General features: G+C 39.1%; 11 protein-coding genes and 2 riboswitches. All 11 genes read right to left on the reverse strand.

Annotated elements, in window-relative coordinates; genetic code table 11:
- Position 1: 1 nt before the first annotated feature.
- Positions 2 to 1,573, reverse strand: coding sequence for a YifB family Mg chelatase-like AAA ATPase (locus tag EO121_RS00735; RefSeq protein ID WP_127165337.1), 1,572 nt, complete (start codon positions 1,571 to 1,573; stop codon positions 2 to 4).
- Positions 1,574 to 1,588: 15 nt separating this feature from the next.
- Positions 1,589 to 1,945 carry a YraN family protein gene (locus tag EO121_RS00740; protein WP_062402890.1) on the reverse strand — a complete coding sequence of 119 codons (357 nt, stop codon included), beginning with the start codon at positions 1,943 to 1,945 and terminating at the stop codon, positions 1,589 to 1,591.
- 264 nt (positions 1,946 to 2,209) lie between these two features.
- A complete protein-coding gene (locus tag EO121_RS00745) occupies positions 2,210 to 3,013 on the reverse strand; it encodes a ribonuclease HII (RefSeq protein ID WP_127165367.1) in 804 nt (267 codons plus the stop codon).
- Entirely contained in the window at positions 3,000 to 3,893 is an 894-nt protein-coding gene (gene ylqF / locus EO121_RS00750; protein WP_127009401.1) for a ribosome biogenesis GTPase YlqF, read from the reverse strand. Before ylqF ends, EO121_RS00745 begins: the two co-directional genes overlap by 14 nt.
- A 250-nt stretch (positions 3,894 to 4,143) precedes the next feature.
- A complete protein-coding gene (gene rplS, locus EO121_RS00755; protein WP_009354025.1) occupies positions 4,144 to 4,485 on the reverse strand; it encodes a 50S ribosomal protein L19 in 342 nt (113 codons plus the stop codon).
- 162 nt (positions 4,486 to 4,647) lie between these two features.
- Positions 4,648 to 5,550: a DUF4261 domain-containing protein gene (locus EO121_RS00760; protein ID WP_127165339.1), complete on the reverse strand. Its 903-nt coding sequence runs from the start codon at positions 5,548 to 5,550 to the stop codon at positions 4,648 to 4,650.
- A 70-nt stretch (positions 5,551 to 5,620) separates the two neighbouring features.
- On the reverse strand, positions 5,621 to 6,514 hold the full coding sequence (locus EO121_RS00765; RefSeq protein ID WP_126937294.1) for a zinc metalloprotease HtpX: 894 nt from the start codon (positions 6,512 to 6,514) through the stop codon (positions 5,621 to 5,623).
- Between the two features lie 6 nt (positions 6,515 to 6,520).
- A complete protein-coding gene (gene glyS, locus EO121_RS00770) occupies positions 6,521 to 8,554 on the reverse strand; it encodes a glycine--tRNA ligase subunit beta (protein WP_127165340.1) in 2,034 nt (677 codons plus the stop codon).
- A 1-nt stretch (position 8,555) separates the two neighbouring features.
- Positions 8,556 to 9,431, reverse strand: coding sequence for a glycine--tRNA ligase subunit alpha (gene glyQ, locus EO121_RS00775; protein WP_009354040.1), 876 nt, complete (start codon positions 9,429 to 9,431; stop codon positions 8,556 to 8,558).
- Positions 9,432 to 9,783: 352 nt separating this feature from the next.
- Positions 9,784 to 10,455 carry a thiamine phosphate synthase gene (gene thiE / locus EO121_RS00780; RefSeq protein WP_127165342.1) on the reverse strand — a complete coding sequence of 224 codons (672 nt, stop codon included), beginning with the start codon at positions 10,453 to 10,455 and terminating at the stop codon, positions 9,784 to 9,786.
- Between the two features lie 106 nt (positions 10,456 to 10,561).
- On the reverse strand, positions 10,562 to 11,368 hold the full coding sequence (thiD, locus tag EO121_RS00785; RefSeq protein WP_127165344.1) for a bifunctional hydroxymethylpyrimidine kinase/phosphomethylpyrimidine kinase: 807 nt from the start codon (positions 11,366 to 11,368) through the stop codon (positions 10,562 to 10,564).
- Positions 11,369 to 11,434: 66 nt separating this feature from the next.
- A riboswitch (TPP riboswitch) is annotated at positions 11,435 to 11,531 on the reverse strand.
- Positions 11,532 to 11,711: 180 nt separating this feature from the next.
- Positions 11,712 to 11,819: riboswitch (TPP riboswitch) on the forward strand.
- The last annotated feature ends 54 nt before the right edge of the window (positions 11,820 to 11,873 follow it).

Consider the following 11,873-nt stretch of genomic DNA (forward strand, 5'->3'; position numbering starts at 1 on the left):
TTTACAATCCCTCCTGTACCTGCCGATAACTCAAAGCTTCTGCCACATGCTCTGTTAAAATCTCCTCAGATTCTGCTAAATCAGCGATTGTTCTTGCCACTTTAATAATGCGGTCATAGCTACGTAAACTCAAATGTAATGTAGTAAAAGCTGAATCTAGCAATTCTTTAGCTTGCTCAGAAAGTTTCACATACATTTCTATATCACTATGACTTAAATGTGAGTTCACCCCAATATTCGTCCCTTTATATCTTTCAGTTTGCATAGATCTAGCACGGATAACACGGCTACGTACTTGCTCTGTACTATCTTCATCCTTAGGGGCATATATCTCTGTTAAAGTAGGTCTTTCTACGGGTACTACTAGATCCATTCTATCCAAAATAGGTCCTGATAACACTCGTTGGTATCTTTGAATTTGCGTAGCTGTACAAGTACATCGATGATCTTCTTCCGTTCCAAACCATCCACATGGACATGGATTCATAGCCATGACAACAATACAATCACTGGGATAGGTAGTTGCCATTCCAATCCGTGCAATATGTACTTGTCGTTCTTCTAAGGGCTGTCTCAGAACCTCTATGACAGGCCTACGAAATTCTGGTGCTTCATCCAAAAATAAAACGCCTTTATGTGCCAAGGTAATTTCTCCTGGTTTTGGCGGTTGTCCTCCTCCCGCCATAGCCACTAATGTACTCGTATGATGAGGACTGCGAAATGGTCGTTGTTCCATTAATCGGCCACTTTTTAATAAACCCATTACACTATAAATGCGGCTTACCTCTAGTTGCTCCTCCCGTGAAAGAGGAGGCAATAAAAATGGCAGCCGTTTAGCTAACATGGTTTTTCCCGAACCCGGAGGTCCTGTCATCAGTAAATGATGACCACCAGCAGCAGATATTTCTAAGGCCCGTTTTGCCATTACTTGCCCTTTTACATCTTGTAAATCTAGTATTTCCGCACTATATTTTGATGGCACTATAGCTATCTGCGCACATAGATTTTCTTTCTTTTCAGGATCTTCTAATACTTCCACAACTTCAGCTAATGTAGATAGTCCATATACAGGTATAGAGGACCCACTAATAGCCTCTTCATGATTTCCTATAGGCACAATAATATCTTCTACCATAGAAAGATAATTATTGTCATTCCCTAACTCCTGATTTGTCACTCCCATCACCATAGATAACATCCCCATCACTGGTTGTAAAGAACCATCTAACGATAATTCTCCTATAAATATATGGTGATTCCAATGTATAACCTCCTTTTTCTTGTGTTTTCCCGATTCTTGAGCGGCTAAAATTCCCATGGCAATGGCTAAATCTAAAGAGGACCCATCTTTACGAATATGGGCAGGTGCTAGATTGACCACAATTCTCTTCATAGGAAACTCAAAGCCCCCATTCTTGATAGCCGATCGCACTCTCTCCTTTGCCTCTTTCACAGAGGTCGCCGGTAAGCCAACAATATCAAAGCTTGGTAGACCTGGGCTAATATCTACTTCTACAGTTACCACATATCCATCAATACCACTCACACATACTCCATAGGTTTTTGCATACATGATACTCCTCCCATCTTATAAATGACATGCTTTCATATGCCGTAATTCAGAATCTCCCACTTGAGGCACATATACTTCTATCACATCAAATCGTATAGATTCATACTCTATATCACGAGTTGCCAAAAACATAGATATGACATGACGGATGTGTTGTTTCTTTTTCCAATGCACCGCCTCGCAGGGCATTCCATAGGTTTGGGTCCGTCTTGTTTTCACCTCTACTACAATGAGCATATTTTCTTTTTTAGCAATAATATCTACTTCACCAAATCGATAGCGTATATTTCGTTCCAATACATCATAGCCTTGGCTTTTCAAATAGTTGGTAGCTAGGTCTTCACCGTATCTTCCTAATTCAATATGGTTCATAGGCACCTCCTTAGTTCTACATTACTTTCATTATGAAAGAATGTAAACCGTACAACCCACACTGTTAGGAGGGTACTCTACTAAGAGTGTTATAATCCATATACAATTATCGATATGCAAAAAAGCATCCTCATAGAATACTCTATAAGAATGCTTTTATAAGTAATATGATATTATAACTATTTTCAAACAATGGAATCGCTATGGGCAGAGATATCTTTATAGGTATACTAAGCATGTATAATCTAAACGATATACTAATACTTAGATTTCTTCTACAGGCTTACCTGCCACAATCGATTTGATAGGTTCAAAACTATGTCTATGCAAGGGAGTAATACCTAAATCTTTGATAGACTGCTTATGCATATCTGTATAATACCCTTTATGGATAGCAAAACCAAACCCTGGATATTCTTCGTCCATAGATTCCATGAAGCGGTCACGTGTGACCTTAGCAATGATAGAGGCAGCCGCAATAGATGCACTTTTAGAATCCCCTTTAATCAGAGATTCTACTGGTACCTCTAAGTCTGGTAATTTCATAGCATCAGATAGCACAGCTTCTGCCTGTACAGGCAAATTGTGTATAGCTTCGTACATGGCTTGTCGTGTAGCCTCATATATGTTCAGTGTATCGATCTTCTCTGCCTCATAAGACACGCAGTGTACAGCTACTGCTACCTCCATAATTTGATCAAACAAGGTATCACGCTTTTCTGGAGTCAATTTTTTAGAATCATTTAACCCTACTAGCTTGCAATGAGGCGGTAAAATAACAGCGGCTACTGTCACAGGCCCTGCAATAGGACCTCTACCCACTTCATCTACACCCGCTACTAAAAATTTTCCTTCTTCATAGAAACTATCTTCATAGGCATACATAGCTTCTAACCGTTGTTGCTCCTCTAAGACTTTTTTCTGCTTTCGTAAATATACACCAGCTGCGTGTTTCACGGATTCACGAGAATCTTCTAATGCCCATTGTACATAATCAAAAGGGCATTCACCTTGCAGTAGATTTTTAATATCTTTAACTTTAAGTTCCTGAAACTCACTCTTCGTCAACATAGTACGGCTCCTCATCGACGCCATCAAAGGTAATATATCCCAATTTGTTATTGCGGTAATCGGTTAAAATCACACGACGTACCTTATCATAATCTACGACGCCACCGCTTACTAAACAACCACGACGACGACCAATAGCCTCTAACATGGTATCTACCGATGTCCGCTCTTCTTCCGTCAATTTATAGCGTTCATGCAATAATGTCGGTTCATGCTCTTCTAAATATGCCAATAACTGCTTGATAACAGAGTCTAAATCATACACATCGTCAGAAATAGCCCCTGTCATCGCTAACCGTGCAGCCGCTCGTTGGTCTTCAAACTTAGGCCATAATACACCTGGCGTATCCAACAGTTCCAAATTCTTACCTACCTTCACCCATTGTTGACCTCGTGTATGACCTGGCTTATTAGCAGTACGTGTTGCTGCTGATCCAGCTAGTTTATTAATTAGTGTAGATTTACCTACATTAGGAATCCCTAAAATCATAGTCCTCACTGTACGACCTTTGATACCTTTTTTTAACCATCTATCTATGATGGGTTGCGCTAAAGATTCTACAGTTTTCACTAACTGCTTATTCCCTTTACCATTTTTAGAATCAATGGCAATAGCATGAATACCTTCGTTTTTGAAAAATTCAATCCATTCTTTTGTAGCTTTCGGGTTCGCCAAATCGCATTTATTTAAAATCACTACATGTGGCTTATCTCCGATTAGTTCACGGATCACAGGATTGGCACTACTGCGAGGAATACGTGCATCTAGTAATTCGATAACCACATCAACTTTCTTTTTATGTTCCGTAATCATGCGTGTGGCTTTTGCCATATGGCCTGGAAACCACTGCACGACCGGAAAAATTTCTTGACTCATACTTCACCTATTCGTCTATTATCTATATCATATGCTCATTTTACTGTTATTTTTTTCTGCTAATCTAATATCTTTTATGACATACTACTATCAAACTATATACATTTTATGAAAGTATATAAAATCGACTATCAAGTAGCAAACTCCTATCTATGACTTCATAACTAATATGCCCTACTATTTAGCAGTTTCTAAAGGAAATAAAAAAAGGCTAGCCATAGACTTACGTCTCATGGCTAACCCTTTTAAATTAGCGTTTTTCGCGAATACGAGCAGCTTTACCAGTAAGGTTACGTAAGTAGTACAATTTAGCACGACGAACGATACCGCGACGAGTTACTTCGATTTTTGCTAGACGTGGGCTGTGAAGTGGGAATACACGTTCAACACCAACGCCAGAAGCGATACGACGAACTGTGAAAGTTTCACGAACGGAACCACCTTGACGGTTGATTACCAAACCTTCGAAAACCTGAATACGTTCACGGCTACCTTCCACAACTTTTACGTGTACTTTTACAGTATCACCAGCGCGGAACTCAGGAATGTCAGAGCGAAGCTGTTCTTTTTCTAATACATCAATAATATTCACGATTTTTTCCTCCTATTTTGCAGACGTTCATTACTTACACCTTATAAGCAGAGGACCATCTCAAATTAACAGTATTATTCTATCATAAATAAAAGTTTTTATGCAAGTAGGAATTTTTAATAATATAAAAAAGCACTCAGGTCTATTTAGAATTTAATAAATTCAGTTTTCATAGTAAATTTCTCTTAATCTCTTCCACCAAGACTTCTTTTTCTTCTTTTCATAAGAAATCTTTAGTGTGTCCTGATCAGCAAGAGCAACACCTTTACTCCGTGTGATTTGATGGATATCATCTGTAGAAAGTCCTATTGTTTCTCCATCCTTAAATTCCACATCATCTTGCAATACATATGATGAAATTGAAGATATAAACGATAGCAATTTTCCTGCTTCTTCATCGACATCTAAGATTTCAAGCTCTAATTTTCCAAAAGTGTTCATTCCATAAGTGTAGGTAGATAGCCCATTTTTACTCCTATATAAGCCGAACCATACCCAGGTAAAAATTGGAAGCTCCCCATCTCTAATCATCTCAGCAGATTGCATATAATAACTAGGCTCAAATACTACACCACATGTGTATACGCCAATGGCGTTTTCTTGCTTGCAGCAAGTAGCCATAATTTTCGTATAAAGTATGCCCCTTGATATTACATCTTCTTCATCCCCCAAAATAGCTACAAAAATGTGAGCCTTATGAGTCTTTGTAACCTCTACAGCCTCTTCCCACATCCAATTATTTTCTGCGTTTATTTCAGCTTCTTCATTTGGTACAGGTGCAGGGAATTTAGTGATTATAATACTACATTTATCAAAATAGGTAACGATTGTATCTTCATCTTCCGTATCTTCTTTTGATAGTTCAATTTCCCAATCCGCTTTTAAATCGCTGATTAATTTTTCTTTATCCCATACATCTTCTGAAAGTAAAACACTTCCACAAAATGAGCCTATAGCTTCCTCTTCTGATGCAGAACCTTCTTCGTTAGCATAGTCAGAATGTATATTGTTTTTCTCATCTTCTTTTAATGAATTAAATTCGTTATTCGTTATTTCTTTGTTCATAAGTGGGAATCCTCTCTTACACTATAAATACGATACATCCATCATATTTTCAGCACCAATACATGAGAGCTTACTTCCCCTCCACATAGTGTCGCAATCGTTCAATACGTTTTTCTGTGGCTGGATGTGTGCTATAGAGTTTACTCATGAGACCACTTTCGCTACTTTCAGCAGTATAATTACGCAAGGTAACTAATGCATTATGTAATTCAGCGCCTAAGCCGATTTCATAAGCATATTTATCTGCCCGATATTCGGCTCGTCTACCTGTGAATAAGTCAATAATGATCAAAGGCGCTTTAATAACCCACTGCATGAAAAGTATCTGCAATACCACGCAAAGGTAGAAGATTTGCACAATGAATGTAATTATCGGTAGTCGCAAATATTGAATCCATAATATGACACGCGCAAATAGTTCGTACACACGAATGCACATTTGTCCCAAATAGTTCATATAGAAACAAGAAAATCCATAGGCCCCATCTTTATGATGAATATGCCCCATTTCGTGAGCCACTATGCCCAATAATTCATCATAAGGCAACTGTATGATAGCCCCCGTATTGATACAAATTCGATTATGCCCCATTGCAAAAGCATTGATAGAATCATCATTTTTGATAAACCAGTCGAATTGCGACATATCAATACCCGTATGATTTTGTATATCCTTCTGAATCATCTGCAGAATCTCTATCTCTTGCCCTAGAGGACGACGTCCCCCATAGAGCCACATAGTAATGCGATGAAACCAAGGAATTTGCGCTAGTGCCGCCACAAGTAACACAGAGGTACCTGCTACGGCATAGCTAATATTTTCCAAATTGATACGCACATGAAAGAGGTCCATCGCTTTCATTAAAAAAGGATGATTAATAGGTCCAAAGATGACTTGATACATATACACAATGCTACCAATGATGAACAGATTGGCAAAAAATGTTAATACCGTAACAATCATAAGAACCTACTTCAATTTGCCTAAGTTACTTACTTCATAAGTCATACGCAATAATTGAAGACGATTTTGTTTCACAGCTTCGTCTTTATCCATAACCATAACATGTTCAAAGAATGTTTCAATGTATGGCACCAAGGATTCTGCCAAACTTACAGCTTTCACATAGTCCCCCGCCTCTAAGGCATTGCGATTCGTTGTATATACTGGCAATGCAGCTTTGTACAAGGCTTGTTCAGAATCTTCTTTTAACAAGGATTCGTCAACGCCTGTGAAAGTCACATCTTTTACCATATTAAAAATACGTGTGTAAGCCTGCATTAATGGTTCGTTTTCATCAATACGGTTTGCTTTTAAGGCTTGTCCTAAACCTTCTGCTAGGGCAACTGTGACAGTCTCTTGGCTCAATACGATATCTACCACTTGATATGGCATACCTTGTTCTAACAAGATATTTTTCAGGCGAAGGATGAAGAAGTTTTCTAATTGACCTAGTAATTCTTCTTGTTTTTCACTAGCCACACCTAATAATTCCATTGCTTTTACCCAAATTGGGCGCATGGATAAAGACCATTTGCTATCCATCAAGATGTTGATGATACCAATCGTTTGACGGCGCAATGCATATGGATCTTGGGAACCTGTTGGAATTAAACCACGGCTGAACGTAGCTACAATGGTATCTACTTTATCAACGATACTCAAAATACGACCTGCATCGGTACTTGGCAAGATATCCCCTGCAAAACGAGGCAAATATTGTTCAAAAATTGCTTCCCCTACAGCTGGTGTTTCGCCATCTAGTAAAGCATATTCTTTACCCATAATACCTTGCAATTCAGTAAATTCACTCACCATACCTGTTGTTAAGTCTGTTTTAGCAAGGTGTGTAGCACGTTCTAAGGTAGCTGTATCTGCAAAACCTACTTCTTTTGCTAACGTAGTACCTAATGTTAATAGACGTTCTGTTTTATCTTTTAAATTGCCCAAACCTTCTTGGAAGACAATTTTTGTCAATGCTTCATAACGACCAGCTAATGGAGTTTTACGGTCTTCATTAAAGAAGAATTTCGCATCGTCTAAACGAGCACGAAGTACACGCTCATTACCAGCTGCTACCACTTCTAGAGATTTGCTATCCCCATTGCGAACAGTTAAGAACATAGGAAGTAATGTTCCTTTGCCATCCACCATTGGGAAATAGCGTTGATGGTCTTTCATTGGTGTAATAATACAGTCTGATGGTAACGCTAAATAGCTTTCATCAAAAGTACCACAAAGTGCTGTAGGATATTCTACTAAGAATGTAACTTCGTCTAATAAATCTTCATCCCACACCACAGTAGCCCCTTTAGTTACTGCTAATTCTGTTAATTGTTTACGGATCGTCTCACGGCGAACGTCTTGGTCGATCATAATAAAGTTCTTAGTTAATGTATCCACATAGTCTTTTGGTTCTGTAATAGTCAATTCAGACTCACCAAGGAAACGATGTCCACGGCTCACATTAGAGCTAGTTACATTAGCAAATGTCACTGGTACTACGTCTTGTCCAAATAATGCCACCAACCAACGTACTGGACGAACGAACCGTTCTTCTAAATCGTCCCAATGCATGGATTTAGGGAAACTTAAACCTGTAATCAAGGATGGTAATACGTCAGATAAGACTTCTTTTGTATCTAAACCAGCTGTTGTTGTGTCCGCAAAGATGTAACCATCTACTACTTTTAATTCAGATACATCTAATCCTTTACCACGAGCAAAACCGATGGCTGCTTTTGTAGCATTGCCGTCAGCATCATAAGCAATAGACACAGATGGACCTTTATGTGTTTCATGAACATCTTCACCACGTTCTGCTACGTCATTGATGAGTAATGCAACACGGCGAGGTGTGGCATAGACTTTTACAGAGCCATGTGGAATGTGACGCTCTGCCAAGGCAGCTGTTGCTAATTCACCTAATTGTTTAATAATATTTGGCAAAAATCCTGCAGGAATTTCTTCTGCCCCAATTTCAAAGAGTAAATCCTTAGCCATCTTATTTATCTCCTTTCAACAATGGGAAACCAAGTTCTTCTCGTTTCGCCAAATAGTTTTGTGCACAAATACGAGCCATGTTACGAACACGACCGATGAAAGCTGTTCTTTCAGAAATAGAAATGGCACCACGTGCATCTAGCAAGTTGAATGTGTGAGAACATTTCAACACATAATCGTAAGCCGGCAACACAAAGCCCAATTGACATACACGTGTCGCCTCTGCTTCGTACATATCGAACAATTTGAATAACATATCTGTATCTGCTAATTCAAAGCTGTACGTAGATTGTTCTACTTCGTTTGCATGCCATACATCGCCGTATGTATATTGTTCGTTCCATTGTAAGTCATACACATTTTCTACGCCTTGAATGTACATAGCCAAACGTTCTAAACCATATGTGATTTCTACAGATACTGGTTTTACATCGATAGATCCCACTTGTTGGAAATAGGTAAATTGCGTTACTTCCATGCCATCTAACCATACTTCCCAACCAAGGCCCCAAGCGCCTAATGTTGGAGACTCCCAGTTATCTTCTACGAAACGGATATCATGATCTTCTGCATGAATGCCAAGAGCAGCCAAACTTTGCAAGTATAATTCTTGAATATTGTCTGGAGAAGGTTTGATGATAACTTGGAATTGATGATGTTGGAATAAACGGTTTGGATTGTCACCATAACGTCCGTCTGCTGGACGGCGGGATGGTTCTACATAACATACAGACCAAGGTTCAGGTCCTAAGGCATGTAAGAATGTGGCTGGGTTCATCGTACCCGCCCCTTTTTCAATGTCATATGGTTGTTGTAAAATACAACCTTGTTCACCCCAGAAGTTTTGGAGTGTAAAAATCATCTCTTGAAATGTCATTTCCATTCCTCCTTATGTTTTACAGGGAATAAAAAAGTCCCTGCAACGAAAATCGCTACAGGGACGAGATATACCCGCGGTTCCACCCTAATTGGCTAATGCCCTCTTTTAAAAAATAGCCTTTACTAATTGTCCATACCTAGTATGGTACAACGTTCCTGCTCATGCTCCACAGCGCCTTCTACTCAATTGTGAGCTTTCACCATCCTCACTCGCTAAAGGGAGTATACTCCTCTGCTTCATCACTTATGTATATATATTATTGTATGGATAAAAGGGATTAGTGTCAAGGGATAACCCAATGAGAATCCTTAAGTTTCTCATACACCAGTGTTCCACAGATAATACAGCTCTATTTTTCCAAGAACATCTTACACCATTCCATGTTCTCTATCCACATGGCAGTTTCATATTCGATGTCTTCCATTTCCGTGATGGCTGAGATGACCGCAATACCATCCACTGGTTCAGCTAGGACATCATCAAAGTTATCTCGATTAATGCCACCAATAGCCACCATAGGAATTGTCGGGTTATGAGCACGTAAAGCTAAAATTAATTCGGGCCCACGCACAGTTTTGGTATCTTTCTTTGTACTTGTTGCATACATAGGACCTACACCGATGTAATCCACATAGTCTAACCTTGTGTTCTCTAACTCTTCTACAGAGTTAATAGACGTCCCCACAAGGGCATGAGGCAATCGTTTGCGTACCTCTTCTAAGTCCATATCGTCTTGACCAACATGAACACCATCAGCGCCTATCTTTTCAGCTAATTCTACATCATCATTGATGATGAAAGGCACTCCATATTCCTTACAAATGTGTTGCAACTCTCGTGCCAACTGTTCTTTATCTGAACCTACTAGAGCACCTTCCCCTTTTTCACGGAATTGAAAGCATGTAATACCTCCTTTACAAGCTTCTGTCAATGTTTTATGAATATCCTTCGTATTCGGCGTCCCACAAATGAAGTACAACCCCATCATGGATCGCACTGTATCTATATCATAGCGTTTCAAAATAATCCTCGTTTCTTATATAACAATCAAAACAGATTACTTATAGTATACCACGACACTCAAACTATTCGATATGACTTGTATCATACTCATAGACTTGGGTAGATTATTCAGAATATTCATCTCCATAGGCCATATGATTCACTGGTCCATTGCCTGTACCCAACTCTGGATTGTGCAAGATTGCTAAACGAATATATTCTTTACCAATGGTAATGGCATCTTCCAAAGATTTACCTTTGGCAAGTTCTGCTGTTATAACAGCAGAGAATGTACAACCTGTGCCATGGGTGTGTACTGTGTCATATTTAGGACTTGTCCAAGAGCGACGCATGGACATCGTATCTTTTGTAAACAAGTAATCTGTAGCCTCTTCACCGATGTGACCACCTTTGATGATGACTGCTTGAGGACCTAATTCTTGTAAAATACGAATCCCTGCTGTATGCAAAGCTTCTACCGTATCGATTTTCATATCCGCCAATACCTCAGCTTCACTGCGGTTCGGAGTAATCAATGTTGCTTTCGGAATCAATTTACTTTGTAAGGCTTTCACCGCCTCATCGGAAATCAATCGATCCCCACTGGTGGCAATCATCACAGGGTCTAACACATAGGGTACCTTAGGATCTATATATGTTCCTATGAGTTCCATCATCTCTGCTGTGGCTAACATACCAGTTTTCACTGCTTCTGGTACTATGTCTGTATACACCGATTGTAACTGTGCTTCAATCATAGATACATCCATATGGGCAATGTGGGTTACACCACAAGTATTTTGTGCCACTACGGAAGTAATCACCGCCATACCGTAGACATGACGACTTTGAAAGCTTTTCAAGTCCGCCATCACCCCTGCACCGCCTGTTGGATCTGTTCCTGCAATTGTTAACGCTCTATGTAATTTCATAGGTATCTCCTTTACTAGTAACAAAAAAGAACCAATCCTTTGGACGGTTCTTGTACAATGTCTAGTATTCGATGCCATCCACTTTCCTCCGCCAGCATTATCTGGTTCAGGTCTAGGGTTTTGATACTCATCAATCTCAGCATAAGCACCCCTAGTGGTTCTTATATTAATTTAGTTATAACATGAAATAGTAACCAATGCAATACAATAAATTACAGCTAAACTACTTTCACTAGAAGAGATTCCCTCTCAATATAGACATTCATATATCCTATGTATTTCATATAATACATTACATTCACCTATATATTGCTATTGACGTAGTATCATTCAATTCGTATAATACATCTGTAAGGGGTGCTCACTAAAGTGGGCTGAGAAGTGGCTATGTGCTACTAACCCATAACCTGATTTGGATAATGCCAACGTAGGGATATATTAGTATATTTTGTAGTACCTATACAAACACATAAGGACACATTACCATATGGTTCCTGTTTGCAAT

The sequence above is a fragment of the Veillonella sp. CHU732 genome, assembly GCF_003992085.1.
GTDB lineage: Bacteria > Bacillota > Negativicutes > Veillonellales > Veillonellaceae > F0422.

Bases quoted from the DNA above. Each gene is read 5' to 3' on its own strand.
- EO121_RS00735 (WP_127165337.1), bottom strand. From the start codon at position 1,573: ATGTATGCAAAAACCTATGGAGTATGTGTGAGTGGTATTGATGGATAT.
- EO121_RS00740 (WP_062402890.1), bottom strand. From the start codon at position 1,945: ATGAACCATATTGAATTAGGAAGATACGGTGAAGACCTAGCTACCAAC.
- ylqF (WP_127009401.1), bottom strand. From the start codon at position 3,893: ATGAGTCAAGAAATTTTTCCGGTCGTGCAGTGGTTTCCAGGCCATATG.
- EO121_RS00760 (WP_127165339.1), bottom strand. From the start codon at position 5,550: ATGAACAAAGAAATAACGAATAACGAATTTAATTCATTAAAAGAAGAT.
- EO121_RS00765 (WP_126937294.1), bottom strand. From the start codon at position 6,514: ATGATTGTTACGGTATTAACATTTTTTGCCAATCTGTTCATCATTGGT.
- glyS (WP_127165340.1), bottom strand. From the start codon at position 8,554: ATGGCTAAGGATTTACTCTTTGAAATTGGGGCAGAAGAAATTCCTGCA.
- glyQ (WP_009354040.1), bottom strand. From the start codon at position 9,431: ATGACATTTCAAGAGATGATTTTTACACTCCAAAACTTCTGGGGTGAA.
- thiD (WP_127165344.1), bottom strand. From the start codon at position 11,368: ATGAAATTACATAGAGCGTTAACAATTGCAGGAACAGATCCAACAGGC.